Source organism: Veillonella ratti (assembly GCF_003992115.1).
Lineage (GTDB): Bacteria > Bacillota > Negativicutes > Veillonellales > Veillonellaceae > Veillonella_A > Veillonella_A ratti.
In genome coordinates, this window is record NZ_RQUX01000030.1 from 1 (window position 1) to 15,042 (window position 15,042).

Consider the following 15,042-nt stretch of genomic DNA (forward strand, 5'->3'; position numbering starts at 1 on the left):
TTTTTTATAGTTATTGTTTAATTAACGAAAACTCAAAACACAAGTAAATATCAATTATTCTCTTCACTAAATTTATGATAAAAATACTAATGTAAAGGAGATGTTGTTAGTGAGAAAGAACAAAGATAAGGCGCCGATTATATTGTTTTTTGGGGAATACAATACACCAGTAAATGCCGAAATCGTTGTTCGAGAAAACAGGGAGCCATATTATAATTCATCTGAACAAAGTCCTGAAATGATTCGAAGGGCCTATTTTCAGTCGGAAGAATACAGAAAAAAGAAACGGAGTTAAGGGATTTATACTTTCTTTACTTTTTAGAATCACTATGTTATATTTTAGGTAGTGAACTGACTACAACATTTAGGATGTTGGTCAACCGCCACTGCCGGTAGGCAGTGGCTTTTTCTTTATAGAAGATTGGATAGTTAACAGTTATTAAACACGCTTCACAAACTCACAACCGGTTTTAATCGGGAAGTTTTCATAGGTTACCCAATCACTGGAACTGCCCACATAAAGAGCGGATTCAATACCAATTTCGCTCATGGCGAGCATAGCAAGGCAAGCCGTAATACCGGAGCCGCAATAGGTTACAATTGGTGTCTTAGTCGTTTTCAAATCTTTGAACATTTCATTCAACTCTGCTTCAGATTTTAAGCCGTTAGCAGTAAAGCAATCTTCCCAATAATAGTTAACGGCCGTCGGAATATGACCGGTCATACCATCCATCGTATCAATAACACTACCGCTATAGCGCTCACCGGCACGAGCATCAACGATGATGTGGTCACCGTTTTCACTGGCTGCCAAAACTTCGGCACGACTCATAAGCATATGAGGTTGTAAACGATACTCAAGTTTGTCTGTCTCAGCCGGCAAGGCAGTAGACTCTGTTGTCAAACCGTGACCTTCTTTTACCCATCGTTCAATGCCGCCTTCCAATACTTTTACATCGTCTAAGCCGATGTATTTGAGCATCCACCAAAGTCGACCGGCTAAAAAAATCCAGCTGTCACAAATAACGACCGTACTATCTTTAGTAATGCCAAATCGTTCCATTTTTTTAGCAAATTCAACCATGTTTGGTAACGGATGACGACCACCATGTTGTTCAACGGGACCGGATAAATCACCGTCTAAATTAATGACAAAGGCGCCTTCAATGTGCCCTGCAGCATAAGCTTTATCACCGCGTACATCTAAAATCGCCTAAAATGGTCTAAAATTCATGACTTCTTATTGACACATTTATAGTAAATAAGCTAACATATGAGTGATAAAGGAAGTTATTTTCAAGATTTGAATAATATACTCTTACTAATTCTATAACGAACAAGTGTTGTAAGTGTCGGGTATGCCGAGCGATATTAAGAGGAAAATAGGTGTAAGTCCTATGCTGGAAACAGCTGTAAATGAGGAGTTTATTTTATTAAGGAGTCACTGGGAAACTGGGAAGGCTGGAAATAGACGATGATTCATGAGCCAGAAAGCCTGCTTATAACAAATTGACTGATGCACATAGTTAATGGGATGTGTTATGGGGTTAATTTGACTAAAAATTGTTTTGCATACTCACTCTTTCAAGAGTGAGTTTTTTTATTGCATTTTTTGCTATTAATTGGCCATTAAGGGATTATGAAAAACGATGTTTTGATTAGAATAGGCTAGAGCTATATTAGGGAGGGACAGGAATGTTTAAAAAAACACTGCAGCATTTGGGGCAGGTGTTGGTAACGGTAATTGGGGTTACGTTTTTAACCTTCAGTTTAAGTTTTCTGGCGCCGGGCGACCCTGTGCTCATGATTTTGGAAACCGCGGATACCATGGTTTCACAGGAACTGATTGATCATACGCGGAAGGAATTGGGACTGGATAAACCGTTCTTGGTACAATATGGTAATTGGCTGAGTCATGCGGTACAAGGAGATCTCGGCATGTCGTATTCGGCTAAAAAGCCGGTTGTCGATAAGATGATGGAGGCCTTGCCGGGTACACTCATGTTAGCCAGTGTGACGATAGTCATGTTACTGGTAATCGCTGTCCCCATGGGGGTTATTGCTGCTATCTACCAAAATAAATGGCCTGACTATCTTTTTAGGGGCATTGCCTTTATCGGCATTTCCATACCGGCCTTTTGGCTCGGCCTCATGTTACTCTACATTTTTGGCTATAAATTAGGCATTGCTCCGATTGCGACGGCTACCGTGTCGTTAAAAAACGCAATTTTACCGGCTTTTACTTTGGCATTTACATTGATATCCAAATTCATGCGTCAGGTACGTTTGGTAGTGTTGGAAGAAATCAATAAAGATTACGCCGTAGGTGCCAGAGCTCGCGGCATGACGAATACGGAAATCATGTTTAAACATATTTTGCCGAATGCCTTTTTACCATTACTTACCATATTCGGCATGTCTATGGGTTGGCTATTAGGTGGGGTTGCGGTTGTAGAGATGGTATTCTCTTGGCCGGGGCTTGGTAAAATGGCCGTACAGGCGATTACCTTCCGTGATTATCCTCTCATTGAAGGCTTCGTGCTTTGGGCCTCTATTGCGTACATGTTAATTAACGGTATTATCGATTACTCGTACACCTTGTTGGATCCTAGATTGAGAAGGGGGAGTAAATAATGAAAGAATTTATTAGAACACATAAAGCTTTCTCCTTCTACACATCCTTAGTTTTATTGGTCGTATTGATAGCTTTGTTTTCACCATGGCTTACACCAAATGATCCGTTTGCTTCCAATTTAGGCAATGCCTTAAAAGCGCCGAGTTCTACCCATTGGTTTGGGACGGATAAATTAGGTCGTGACGTATTGTCGCGTATCATTTATGGTACCGGTTTATCGTTGTTCATGGGCTTTACCATCGTTGTGTTGGTGGCGTCCATCGGTACTTTGGTAGGTTCCTTGGCCGGTTATTTCGGGGGCAAAGTTGAAATGGTGCTCATGCGTCTCTGTGACATTATGATCTCATTTCCGGGCATTGTGCTTGCCATCGCTATTGCCGGTATTATGGGCGGTAGTGTGGGCAATACGATTTTAGCTTTGACTATTGTAGGTTGGGCTAAATATGCTCGCCTGGTGCGAAGTCTTGTTATTAAAGTTCGTCAGGAAGATTACATAGCAGCCGCTATTATGAGTGGCGGTACGTCGGCCGTTATCTTGCGTCGCCACGTGTTACCAAACATTATGCCACTTGTCGTTGTTACAGCTAGTATGGACCTTGGCGTTATGATGCTGGAAGTAGCCGGTCTTTCATTCCTCGGTTTCGGGGCACAACCGCCGACACCGGAATGGGGCTTAATGCTCAATGAAGGTCGTCAATATTTACAATTGGCGCCGTGGCTCATGATCTTCCCGGGTGCGGCGATTCTCATTGTAGTATCTATTTTTAACCTTTGGAGTGACAGCTTGCGTGATATTTTGGATCCGCGTCAAAACAGAGGCTAAGGCCGGAAGCTCTATATAGGTTAATGGGAGAATTTCCTATTTATATTTTGTCAGATGATACCCGTTAGGGATTTATATAAATTCATCTTGAGTGTTAGTGTTAATCAAACTGTGTGTTAATTTGTAAAGGTTTTTTTATGGAGGAATGTTATTATGAAAAAATTCTGGCGTAAAGCCTTACTCGGTGGCTTAGGCGTGGTATTGGCGGCGTCGCTTTTGGCCGGCTGCGGCAGCGATTCGGCGGAGAACAAAGATGTGTTAAAAGTTGGGGTAACCAACTTTGCGGATACGTTAGAGCCTACCGATAACTTCTATGCTTGGGTAGTTATGCGTTACGGTATTGGTGAAACGCTTACCAAGTTTGACAAATCCATGGTAGCTAAACCTTGGATAGCATCTAAATGGTCGTTAGCCGATGATAAATTGACTTGGACATTTACCATCGATGATAAGGCTAAATTCTCTAACGGCAAAAAAGTAACAGCTGCTGAAGTTAAAGAATCCATTGAGCGTGCCTTTGCTAAAGCTAAACGTGCTACAACCTTCTTCGAATATGATTCCATTGAAGCTAACGGTCAGGATTTAATTATTAAAACGAAAAAACCTATGCCTAATATGCCTGGTTTATTAGCAGATCCGTTATTCCTCGTTGTTGACGTACAGGCTGAAAAAGACGGACGTAACTTTGCTAAAGAAGGTCCGATTGCTACCGGCCCGTACACCGTTGTTTCGTACAGCAAAGATAAATCTGTATTAAAAGCCAACGAAAACTACTGGAATGGTACCGTACCGTTTAAAACTGTAGAAGTACCTTCCATCGAAGATTCAAATACCCGTGCTATGGCATTACAATCCGGTGAAGTGGATATGGCTGTTAACATCGGACCGGGCGAAATCGATCTTTTCAAAGGCAATGACAAATTCCAAGTTGATGAAATTGCTTCCTTGCGCGTAGTATTGGCCCGTATTAACCAAAAAGGTTTATTGGGTGACCCTAAAGTTCGCGCCGCTTTTATCAGCGCTACGGACCGTCAAAACTATGCGGACGTACTCTTAAAAGGTACCTTCATTCCGGGTAAAGCACCGATTCCACCATCCATGGATTACGGTTTTAACCAATTAACAGATCCAAATGCCTACAATCCGGATCGTTCCAAACAATTATTGGCGGAAGCTGGCTGGAAAGATACTGATGGCGACGGAATCCTCGATAAAGACGGCCGTCCGTTGTCCGTTAACTTCGTAGTTTATAACAGCCGTGCGGAATTACCTATCTTCGCTGAAGCGGTACAGGCTGACCTTCGCAAAGTGGGCGTAGACGTTAAGATTAAAACGGTTGACTATACCTTGATTGATAAAATGGGTATCGACGGCGATTATGATTTACTTATCTCCAATATCGTAACGGCTAATACCGGTGACCCTGAAACATTCCTTAAATGGTACTGGAAAACTAATGTTAACGGCGATAACCCGCAAAACGGTTCCGGTTACAGCAACCCTGAATTCGATGCTAAGTTAGATGCTTTATCCACCGAGTTTGATCCGGCTGTTCGTAAACAATTAATTATTGAAGCGCAGCAGATTCTCTTGAATGACGGTGCTGCTTTATACCTTGGTTACCCAATGACCAATATTATTGCCAATAAAGCTCTTAAAGGTGTAGTTATGTTCCCATCCGATTACTATTGGATTACGAACGATATTTCTAAATAATTTTGTATAAGCAATACGAAAGGATGTGCGCAAACGATATGACACGGGAGGCAGCACTGGTAGAAGTAAATAATTTGAGCATAGCCTATGGTGAAGCGGCGCCTTCTGTGACAGACGTTACGTTTTCCTTAGAAGAAGGCGAAATTCTGGTTATTGTAGGTGAGTCCGGCAGTGGCAAGACCACTGTAATTCGTGCGTTAATCGGCTTATTGTCCGTAGGTGGTCACGTAGTGGGCGGTCAAGCTCATTATCGTGGTCAAGACATTGCTCATTGGTCTGAAGAAGAATGGCGGAAATATCGGGGCACCGATATTTCCATGATCTTCCAGGACAGCGGTAGTGCTATGGATCCTATTCAAACTATCGGCAAGCAGTTTATCGCTCATATTCGTCGCCACAGTGATTTAGATAAGGGGGCGGCGGAAACAAAAGCCATCGAGTTAATGAAAATGGTATCCTTACCGGCGGATACAGACTTTTTAAAACGCTATCCCTTTGAATTGAGCGGTGGTCAACGTCAGCGCTTGGGGATTGCTATGGCGATGGCTTTCACGCCACACTTGTTACTGGCCGATGAACCGACATCGGCGCTTGATGTGACAACGCAAGCTCAGATTGTAGATGAATTGATGCGGCTTTGTCAGAAGAGTCGCACCGGCATTATCATGGTAACTCATAATATCGGGGTAGCCGCTCATATGGCGGATAAAATCATGGTTATGCAGCAAGGTAAAGTGGTAGATTACGGCTCACGCGACGATGTTCTTTTCAAAGAACATTCCGCCTATACTCAGCAGTTATTGGAAGCCGTACCGACGTTAGGAGGGACACGCTATGTCGACACAGTTGAATAAGGAAGCCGTAGCCTATACTGAAAATTACGGCACTCATACTTCAATGGCGGCAGCCGATGGCGTAGGCACTCCGATTTTGGAAGTCAAAGGTCTTTGTAAAAACTTCTCGTTACCTAACGGCGGTACCTTGCAAGCTTGTAAAGAAGTGTGCTGGGCCTTATGGCGCGGCGAATCGCTGGGGATTGTTGGTGAATCCGGCTCCGGTAAAAGTACGCTTATGAAGATGATCATGCAAATGACGACTCCTTCCGGCGGCGAAATCTACTTAAATGGCGTGGAAATCTCTAAAGCATCCGCTAAAGAAAAGCGCGAACAACGCCGTAAGATTCAGATGGTATTCCAGGATTCCTCGCAGGCCTTTGACCCGCGTATGTCAGTTGAAGATATTATTTGTGAACCTTTGTATAATTTCGGCCTTTTGAAAAAAGGCGAAACAACGGCTATCGCTACCAAGTACTTGGAATTGGTTGGCCTTAACGGTACTTTTGCCAAACGCTATCCTCATGAAATGAGTGGCGGTCAGCGTCAAAGGGTAGCTATTGCCCGTGCCTTAGTATTGGAGCCGGATATTGTTGTATTTGACGAAGCTACCTCTGCCCTTGATGTGTCTGTACAGGACTCGATTGCAAAATTGCTCGTTAAATTACAGAAGGAAAAACAGTTAACCTATTTATTTGTTGCTCATGACATTGCCTTGATTCGCAGTATCTGTCATCGTGTAGTTGTTATGTATAACGGTGAAGTGGTGGAAGCTATCTCCGCTGAACATTTAACGGAAGCTAAACATCCATATACGCGTAAATTACTGGCAGCTGTATTTGAAGTGACCGAGCATCGCAATCCGGTAACAGTATAGTAAGTAGCAATGAGTAGTAGGTATTTGGAGGCTGATTTAGAAGGTATGGCAAGTATAGAACTGATTACCCCTGATACGCCGCGGGAGCCGATTTATCAATTTTTAGTCGAGCAGATGCATTTGCATTATAAAAGGCCGTTAGATAGTGAGCATAATAAATATTTTTTACAATTAGCTGAACATTACTCGCCCGATAAGCGAAGTTCTTTCTACGTACTTTATGAAAATGGCGAGGTCGTAGGCACAGGTTGCATAAGCCCCTTGGAAGCTCATCATCGCCGTCCGCCTCATTGCGTGGATGAATCGCTTTGGGGTTATATATCACGTGTATATATTTCCCCGAACGCGCAAAGTTCCGGTTATGGACGTCAGATTTATGAGGTACTGGAAGCAAGAGCCAAAGAGTTTGGTTATACTCATTTATGTCTGAATACGCATAAATTCCTTACAAAAGGCTGTGCCTTCTGGAAGCGGCACGGTTATATAGAGTTCTATGATATGTTGGATGAATGGCATACTATTTGGCTCAGCAAAGAGTTGGTATAGCCTTGTCCGGTGTAAACAGGGCGTAATTCGGCTATAATGTAAAAAGTTATCCACTGAAATAGGGTGACTTATACACCGAGAATCACTTGTTTATACACAAATAAACACAGGTTATCCACTACTTATCCACCGAAAAACATGACTTATCCACAGGTCAGTGTTTGAGTCGGTGAAAAATAAGTTATTCACAAGTGAATATACAAGAGAAAACATAAGTGAATATACACAATTAAATACATAAAAAGAAAAAGCGTAATGCAATTGGATTCGAAATGAATCTCTGCATTACGCTTTTCTTATGGGCCGTGCACAATGAAAACTATAAAGTAGCGTTGGGGGTGTGAGTAATGTTTTAAGGGGTCAGCTATATAAACACTTAAATAGCATTGTCATTTGTGGGCATAACGCTATCTAAGAGGAGGAGTATATTGTTGCCAATCTCCGAATAAAAGCGCACGCTATTAGTTGACTCTATAAATTCCCATTTAACATGCATAGCCGTATCGTTAGGGCCGTACGTCGAGCGAAGCGCTGTCTGTACGGTTTGGGGTAAGCGAATATCATACATAATGTTATAACGGTTGAACTTATCGTCCACCAAAATATAGTGGCTGTCGATAATTTCCACATTATAACGGCGCGATACAAGGTCGAGTAATCCTTGAGGCACTTTGTAGTCATTTTCTTGATTTTGTGTGGTCAATCGGATGGCCTCCTTTCTGTGGATTCCGGTTGTAAGGCGTTGTAAGGTCCTGTAAGGGCCGAACACAAGGCGCTACTGCACTTGTGCCGGCCTCAGGATATTAGGGCGAGCCGTGTGATAGGTTTTGTACCTATTTCAATATCGGATTATTTTTAGATCCGATAGGCTCTAATTTTTCTTCAATAAATGTATTAATTAGCTGCTGCACCGCTAAGGTCGGTGTCAATTCACCTTGGAGGACAAGGTCTTCCACGCTGTCTTTGCAGGCCATGATACGCGGTGCCCGATAGAATAAATTGTGAAGATGCTCTTCCACCATGGAGTACACCCACGACATAGTTTGCTGTTTGCGACGCTCCTGTAAGACGCCGTTGGCTTGGCACTGTTCGATGAATTTTTCAATAACATCATGCCAAAGCTCCATAACGCCTTCGCCGGTGTACGCCGAGCAAGTGTATGCCTTGGTAGTCCAGCCTTCCGTGGCAGGCCGTAAGAAATGGAGAATACGATTGTATTCCGATTTCGTAATCAGGGCTTTCGGTTTATTGTCGCCGTCCGCTTTATTGACCACGATGGCATCGGAGAGCTCGATAACCCCTTTTTTCATGCCCTGCAGTTCATCACCGGCACCGGTTAGTACGACTAACAGGAAAAAATCGACCATGGAGCGCACGGTGGTTTCACTTTGACCGACCCCGACGGTTTCGACGAGAATCGTGTCATAGCCGGCTGCTTCACAAAGGAGTAAGGTTTCACGGCTTTTACGGGTGAGGCCGCCCAGCGTCCCCCCCGAAGGGGACGGACGAATGAAGGCGTTTTCCTGCCGTGATAAGGTAAACATACGAGTTTTATCACCCAAAATACTGCCGCCTGTTACGGTACTGGACGGATCGACCGCCAAAACGGCCACTTTATGACCTTCTTGGCAAAGTTTGGTACCGAGACATTCGATAAAGGTGGACTTACCGGCGCCCGGTACCCCGGTGATGCCGATACGCGTTGCTTTACCGGTGTATGGCAAAACCTTTTTAATAACTTGTTGCGCCATTTCAAAATGGGCGGCTGCGTTACTTTCGATGAGGGTAATGGCACGGGATAACATCATGCGATTGCCGCTTAAAATGCCTTCCACATAATCATCGACGGTAAGTTTAGCCGGTCGTTTGCCGGTTTGTTGAGGCGGTGTACTTGAGGTATTACGCAAAGGACTGTCATTGACGCCGCGCATAACGCGGCAGGCGAATTTATCATCATCTGCTTCGGGAACCCAGGACGGTTTATATCGTTCCGTCATAGTATCACTCCTCTAGACGTTCATTTAACAATTCGAGTACTTTCTTCGCGCATACAGGGATAATGGTACCCGGGCCAAAGATGGCAGCGGCACCGTGTTCATATAAGAAATCATAATCTTGAGCCGGGATTACGCCGCCGATGATAACCATGATATCTTCACGGCCGCGTTTTTTGAGCTCTTCAATAAGCTGTGGCATAAGTGTTTTATGGCCGGCAGCTAAGGAGCTGATGCCGACGATGTGAACGTCATTGTCCACGGCGTCTTGGGCAGCTTCTTCCGGAGTTTGGAATAAAGGTCCGATATCTACGTCATAGCCCATATCGGCGAAGGCGGTAGCAATAACTTTCGCCCCGCGGTCATGACCGTCCTGACCCATTTTAGCGATAAAGATACGAGGACGACGACCTTCGCGCTCTTCAAAGTCATCCGTCATCTGACGAACTTCGGAGATAACGTCATCATCGCTGAATTCACTGCTGTATACGCCGGAAATGGAGCGGATAATTGCTTTATGGCGGCCGCAAACTTTTTCAACGGCATCGGAAATTTCACCCTTGGAAGCACGAGCACGCGCCGCTTCTACGGCCAATTCCAATAAGTTGCCTTCGCCGGTTTCCATGGAATGCGTAATGGCATCGAGGCATTGGCGAACTTTGTCGTTGTCGCGGTTAGCTCTCAATTTTTCAAGACGTTCAATCTGAGCCAAGCGTACGGTAGTATTATCTACTTCGAGGATATCGAGCGGATCTTCTTTGTCTAGGCGCAGATAGTTAACGCCGACGATTTTTTCGCTGCCGGAGTCAATATGAGCCTGACGACGAGCGGCCGCTTCTTCGATACGCATCTTAGGAAGGCCGGTGTCGATAGCTTTAGACATACCGCCCAGTTCTTCGATTTCTTGAATATGAGCCCAAGCTTTGCGAATCAATTGGTTAGTTAAGAATTCTACATAATAGGAACCGCCCCATGGGTCGATAACTTTACATACCTTGGTTTCATCCTGGATATAAAGTTGCGTATTACGAGCAATACGTGCAGAGAAGTCGGTCGGCAAGGCGATGGCTTCGTCAAGCGCATTGGTATGAAGCGATTGGGTATGGCCCAAAGCGGCTGCCATAGCTTCGATACAAGTACGGGTAATATTGTTGAACGGATCTTGTTCAGTGAGACTCCAACCGGATGTTTGTGAATGTGTGCGGAGTGCCATGGATTTAGGATTTTCCGGATTGAAGCTGTTAACGATTTTAGCCCATAACATACGGCCGGCACGCATTTTGGCGATTTCCATGAAGTAGTTTTTACCCATAGCCCAGAAGAAGGACAGACGAGGGGCGAACTGGTCAATGGTTAAGCCGTGTTGGGTACCGGTACGGAGATATTCAAGACCGTCAGCCAAGGTGTAACCTAATTCAATATCGGCGGTAGCACCGGCTTCTTGCATATGGTAACCGGAAATGGAGATACTGTTAAATTTAGGCATGTATTTAGACGTATACGCGAAAATATCGCCGATAATACGCATGGAAGCGGCCGGAGGATAGATATAGGTGTTACGTACCATGAACTCTTTCAAAATGTCATTTTGAATCGTACCGGCCATAACTTTTTTATCAACGCCTTGTTCTTCACCGGCTAAGATGTAGAACGCCATGATTGGCAAAACGGCGCCGTTCATTGTCATGGATACGGACATCTGATCGAGTGGAATACCGGAGAAGAGGATTTCCATGTCGAGGATGGAGTCAACGGCTACGCCTGCTTTACCAACGTCGCCTACTACGCGCGGATGGTCGGAGTCATAACCGCGGTGAGTGGCAAGGTCGAAGGCGATGGATAAGCCTTTTTGACCGGCCGCAAGATTACGACGATAGAAGGCATTGGATTCTTCGGCGGTGGAGAAACCGGCGTACTGACGTACTGTCCAAGGACGGGTTACATACATGGTAGCGTATGGTCCGCGTAAATATGGCGGTAAACCGGCCATATAGGATAAGTGATTACAATCGGCATAGGCACCTTGATCATATAGCGGCGCTACATCGATTTGTTCCATCGTGCGATAGAAGTTTTCATCAAAGGATTTGCCTGTTTCAGCTTTTAACTGTGTAAGCCATTCTTGAGCCGCTTGCTCATTGGCTTCGGCCCCGGCAAATGGGATATTTGCGAAATTAGGTATTTTAGCCATTATTTAATCATCCCCTTTTCTTGTTGCATCCGTAACAGTGTTTCGTAGCAGTTGGAACGTACACTGATGTAGTCATCCATGCCGGCAGCATCACACATTTCTTTTAATTCAGGTGATGGCGCCCCGGCGAGGAATACTTTCATTTCAGGGCGCTGTGCTTTGATGCCTTTAGTAACGGCCGGAGCCAGTTCCGGATAGGTGTCGTCGGTGGAGCACACAATGGCTACGTCCGCTTTGGATTCGAGCGCGGCGGCTACGGCGTCTTCCACTGTTTTGAAACCGTTGTTTAAGGCTACATCAAAAGCGGCAACCTGCATGAAGGATGTAACAAAATCAGCACGGGCTTTATGTTGTGGGATAGGCCCCATGTTAGCCAAGAAGATATGGACATTGTCGCCTGTTTCGGCTACAAATTCTTCCGTCGTGCGGCGTAATTTTTCATAGCGTTCGGTCCAGCGATGCGCTTCGATTGGTGAAACTGTTTCACCTTGGCTATCGGTGGCGAGGGCGCTTGTAATTTCGCCGAAAGTAGCGCCGGCGTTAAGGGCTGTTTTCACAGCACCGATAAGCGACATCGGTTCGCTGAAGTCGGATTCTTTAAGAACTTGTAAAGCTTCGTCGATGGCTTTTTGATCGGCTGCTTTGCGCTGTTCGGCAAGTTCGGCCAAGCGTTGTTTCAATAGTTCTGCTTTATTGATTTCAGGCACTTCGAGCAATTCTTCGGTCATGTTCGGATACATGTTATTACCAACGGCACGGTCTTGGCGGGTTGCCAATTTCTTGAAGCGGTCTTCCAAAATGCCGTGAACGGCTTCTTGTACTTTACCGGCTTTGATGGCTTCGGTAATGCCGCCCATGTTTTCCAACTCTTGGAATTTTGCCCAAGATTTTTCAGTGAACTCTTCCGTTAACGGTTCGAGATACCAGCTGCCGCCGGCCGGGTCAACCGGTTGAATGAAGTTGAATTCATGCTGTTCCATGATTTGGATGTTGCGGGCAATACGACGGGAGAATTCATCGCTCGGACGGATACAATGGTCGAACGGATACACGTTCATGCCGTCAACACCGCCTACTACAGCCGAGAAGGACTGTGATGCGGCACGCAATAAGTTAACATACGGGTCATAGACAGTTTGGCAAAATGCGGATGTACTTACATACAAATTGATGCGCTGGGCATCTGCGTCGCCGCCGCAATGACGTACCAATTGGGACCAGAGCATTTTAATGCTGCGGAGTTTGGCAATTTCCATGAAGAAGGTAGCGCCAACGCTAAAGTGGAAACGAATGTGACGGCAGAATGTATCAACATCGATGCCGCGACGTTCCATGGCGCGCATATAGGTTAACGCGGTGTGAAGGGCATAGGCTGCTTCTTGAATACCGTTGGCCCCGCCGTTGTGATATACATCGGCATCAACGAGTACGGTTTTTAAATTAGGCGCATGCGCTTTAGCCCAATGAATCGTATGAGCCATGTCATCATAAAGTTCGTCGAGCGGACGATTTACTTTGCCGAAACGAAGTAAAGAACCGATTGGGTCGGCGGCAATAGCACCGTGTAATTCAGCGGATTTCAAGCCGACTGCTTTGCAGGCAATAGATACAGCGCTGATGAGATTAACGGCAGACGGACCGCCAAACAGTTCGATTTCATGTTTGTTAACATCGATGTCTTTTAACAACGCTTTTACATCGTCGGCGGTGCTTAAAGAAACACCGGTATCGATAAATGCTTCGTTGGCGCCCTCGGTAGGGTCGATACCCTGTTGTGTTAAGCTGTCGGTAGTGATGCTCACAACAGTGCTGCCTTTAGCGAGTTCAAAGGCGGCCATGGCATTGGCATCGCTGATGGTTTTGCCATCACAGCGCTGAGCGATTGACCAAGGTGTGTGGATATAGCCGCTGGCATGAGCGCCGCGAAGCTTATCCGCTAATCCCGGATAGGTGTAAGGGTGGGTTAATTCTTTTTGATCCTCTAAACGATAAATTGGGTGAAATAAAATACCTTCGTAAGTTTTCGTGAACATACTCTTATCGAAAGGCTTACCTTTTAACAGTTTTTCAACGGCGGCCTGCCATTCGTCATAACTGGGAATTTCAAACTCGTCAAAGGTGACAGCGGGCAATTCCTCGTGCCCATTTTGCCTTGTTACGGCTAGAGTCTGCTGCTTATGTTCCATAGTACGAATCCTTTCTACATAGCAAATAGAATATGAAATGCAAGGAAATTGATGCATTCGCTATATACAACACTATGTGGCTTCGTTGCGTCTATGATTAGGTAAAACCGTTTTGTCGCTTAGCCTCGCGCTGTGAGATGGCGAGCGGCAGTTGGATTTACTTACTGTGTCTCATAAATAACGCGGTGGGATATATTGTTTCCTCCTATAACAATAATAAAACTTCCTACCGAAGAGCCATATAAGTGGATGTACCGGGCAGTCTCCAATAGGAAGTAGTTTCGAAAAAAATACCGTTTCACAGCAAGACTGCAAAACGGTAAGATTGTATGCGAAAAGAATCACACCATATCTTCCCGTCTATCGCGGGTATAACGACATGCTTCTTTAGGCAGTTCTTCTGACTCAGCTTCATCATTCCTTTTGCCTTCCCAAACATAATGTTCAGTGACATACTAAAAAGGAACTCCACTTCACAGCGGCGGGACCGTGTCGGAGTTGCACCGACTTCTCTATTAAGCTTAAAAAGCGCCTATAGGGGACTGTATTTATTTTATAATTTTATTATATGTTTATAACATAGGAGTGTCAATTTAAATGCATGGTTTAAACGGGTACGACGTATAAAGGTTAGTTATAACTGATGTATGAAGAGTCGGTATGCATAAACAGCAAGTTAACCGGTGGGACATAATTGTGGGGAGCGGGTTTAAAGTGTATTTATACTACTAGAAGTACTATTATTATTTATAAACTACTATATGCAGTTGAAGGTGATACATGAGATAAAAGCATGTGTTGTCCGTGCTTAATGGATTGTTGTGTTTAATTAAAAATCTTAAAAATATTTAGTAAAAAGGGGTTGACGAACCATAGGTAAAAAGGGTATGATAGTTCATGTCCTCAATCACGGGACATCAAGTGACCGCCTTCAAGTAATTGGAAGCGGGTTATTTTGAAAAAGGTGTTGTATATTCTTTCCGTTTTCGTAGCAAAACTTTTTAAAAGAAATTTTAAAAAAGTGCTTGACACGATAAACTGATTGCGATATACTAATTAAGCTGTCGCAAGCCGCTAAGGTAAAGCGATAAAGCAGATCTTTGAAAACTGAACAATGTAAGGTAATCATTTTTAACGAAATGAACATAGCCAGAGTGCGGGTTTCGACAACGTCGAAACCAACCAAATAAATTCTAAGTCAGATAACTTCGGTTAAGCTGACAACAACGAAAACGAGCTAG

General features: G+C 44.5%; 11 protein-coding genes and 2 riboswitches. Of the genes, 6 read left to right on the forward strand and 5 right to left on the reverse strand.

The genetic code is table 11. The annotated features are described in order from the left end of the window. Positions 1-439 precede the first annotated feature (439 nt). Positions 440-1,210 carry a sulfurtransferase gene (locus EO124_RS09850; protein WP_127059363.1) on the reverse strand — a complete coding sequence of 257 codons (771 nt, stop codon included), beginning with the start codon at positions 1,208-1,210 and terminating at the stop codon, positions 440-442. Between the two features lie 120 nt (positions 1,211-1,330). Next, positions 1,331-1,517: riboswitch (cobalamin riboswitch) on the forward strand. Between the two features lie 178 nt (positions 1,518-1,695). Between EO124_RS09850 and nikB the strand changes: the two genes are divergently transcribed. From nikB to EO124_RS09880, 6 genes are all read left to right on the forward strand, one after another. Beyond that, positions 1,696-2,634: a nickel ABC transporter permease gene (gene nikB / locus EO124_RS09855; RefSeq protein ID WP_127059364.1), complete on the forward strand. Its 939-nt coding sequence runs from the start codon at positions 1,696-1,698 to the stop codon at positions 2,632-2,634. Beyond that, positions 2,634-3,458 (forward strand): nickel transporter permease, encoded by an 825-nt coding sequence (gene nikC / locus EO124_RS09860; RefSeq protein ID WP_127059365.1) that lies wholly within the window; start codon positions 2,634-2,636, stop codon positions 3,456-3,458. Before nikB ends, nikC begins: the two co-directional genes overlap by 1 nt. Before the next feature lie 153 nt (positions 3,459-3,611). Continuing rightward, positions 3,612-5,174 carry an ABC transporter substrate-binding protein gene (locus EO124_RS09865; protein WP_127059366.1) on the forward strand — a complete coding sequence of 521 codons (1,563 nt, stop codon included), beginning with the start codon at positions 3,612-3,614 and terminating at the stop codon, positions 5,172-5,174. 38 nt (positions 5,175-5,212) lie between these two features. Beyond that, complete coding sequence (locus EO124_RS09870) at positions 5,213-6,028, forward strand: ABC transporter ATP-binding protein (RefSeq protein WP_127059367.1); 816 nt, start codon at positions 5,213-5,215, stop codon at positions 6,026-6,028. A gap of 43 nt (positions 6,029-6,071) precedes the next feature. Continuing rightward, entirely contained in the window at positions 6,072-6,884 is an 813-nt protein-coding gene (locus EO124_RS09875; protein ID WP_127059373.1) for an ABC transporter ATP-binding protein, read from the forward strand. Positions 6,885-6,893: 9 nt separating this feature from the next. Beyond that, a complete protein-coding gene (locus EO124_RS09880) occupies positions 6,894-7,430 on the forward strand; it encodes a GNAT family N-acetyltransferase (protein ID WP_127059368.1) in 537 nt (178 codons plus the stop codon). Positions 7,431-7,806: 376 nt separating this feature from the next. Here EO124_RS09880 and EO124_RS09885 read toward each other — a convergent pair whose 3' ends face one another. The 4 genes from EO124_RS09885 to EO124_RS09900 form a co-directional block, all read right to left on the reverse strand. After that, entirely contained in the window at positions 7,807-8,133 is a 327-nt protein-coding gene (locus EO124_RS09885; RefSeq protein ID WP_127059369.1) for a hypothetical protein, read from the reverse strand. 130 nt (positions 8,134-8,263) lie between these two features. Further along, positions 8,264-9,427 (reverse strand): methylmalonyl Co-A mutase-associated GTPase MeaB, encoded by a 1,164-nt coding sequence (gene meaB, locus EO124_RS09890; protein WP_127059370.1) that lies wholly within the window; start codon positions 9,425-9,427, stop codon positions 8,264-8,266. A gap of 4 nt (positions 9,428-9,431) precedes the next feature. Next, complete coding sequence (scpA, locus tag EO124_RS09895; RefSeq protein ID WP_127059371.1) at positions 9,432-11,615, reverse strand: methylmalonyl-CoA mutase; 2,184 nt, start codon at positions 11,613-11,615, stop codon at positions 9,432-9,434. Then, positions 11,615-13,801 carry a methylmalonyl-CoA mutase family protein gene (locus tag EO124_RS09900; RefSeq protein WP_127059372.1) on the reverse strand — a complete coding sequence of 729 codons (2,187 nt, stop codon included), beginning with the start codon at positions 13,799-13,801 and terminating at the stop codon, positions 11,615-11,617. Before EO124_RS09900 ends, scpA begins: the two co-directional genes overlap by 1 nt. Before the next feature lie 373 nt (positions 13,802-14,174). Then, positions 14,175-14,352, reverse strand: a riboswitch (cobalamin riboswitch). Positions 14,353-15,042: the final 690 nt, after the last annotated feature.

Bases quoted from the DNA above. Each gene is read 5' to 3' on its own strand.
- nikB (WP_127059364.1), top strand. From the start codon at position 1,696: ATGTTTAAAAAAACACTGCAGCATTTGGGGCAGGTGTTGGTAACGGTA.
- nikC (WP_127059365.1), top strand. From the start codon at position 2,634: ATGAAAGAATTTATTAGAACACATAAAGCTTTCTCCTTCTACACATCC.
- EO124_RS09865 (WP_127059366.1), top strand. From the start codon at position 3,612: ATGAAAAAATTCTGGCGTAAAGCCTTACTCGGTGGCTTAGGCGTGGTA.
- EO124_RS09870 (WP_127059367.1), top strand. From the start codon at position 5,213: ATGACACGGGAGGCAGCACTGGTAGAAGTAAATAATTTGAGCATAGCC.
- EO124_RS09875 (WP_127059373.1), top strand. From the start codon at position 6,072: ATGGCGGCAGCCGATGGCGTAGGCACTCCGATTTTGGAAGTCAAAGGT.
- EO124_RS09880 (WP_127059368.1), top strand. From the start codon at position 6,894: ATGAGTAGTAGGTATTTGGAGGCTGATTTAGAAGGTATGGCAAGTATA.
- meaB (WP_127059370.1), bottom strand. From the start codon at position 9,427: ATGACGGAACGATATAAACCGTCCTGGGTTCCCGAAGCAGATGATGAT.
- scpA (WP_127059371.1), bottom strand. From the start codon at position 11,615: ATGGCTAAAATACCTAATTTCGCAAATATCCCATTTGCCGGGGCCGAA.
- EO124_RS09900 (WP_127059372.1), bottom strand. From the start codon at position 13,801: ATGGAACATAAGCAGCAGACTCTAGCCGTAACAAGGCAAAATGGGCAC.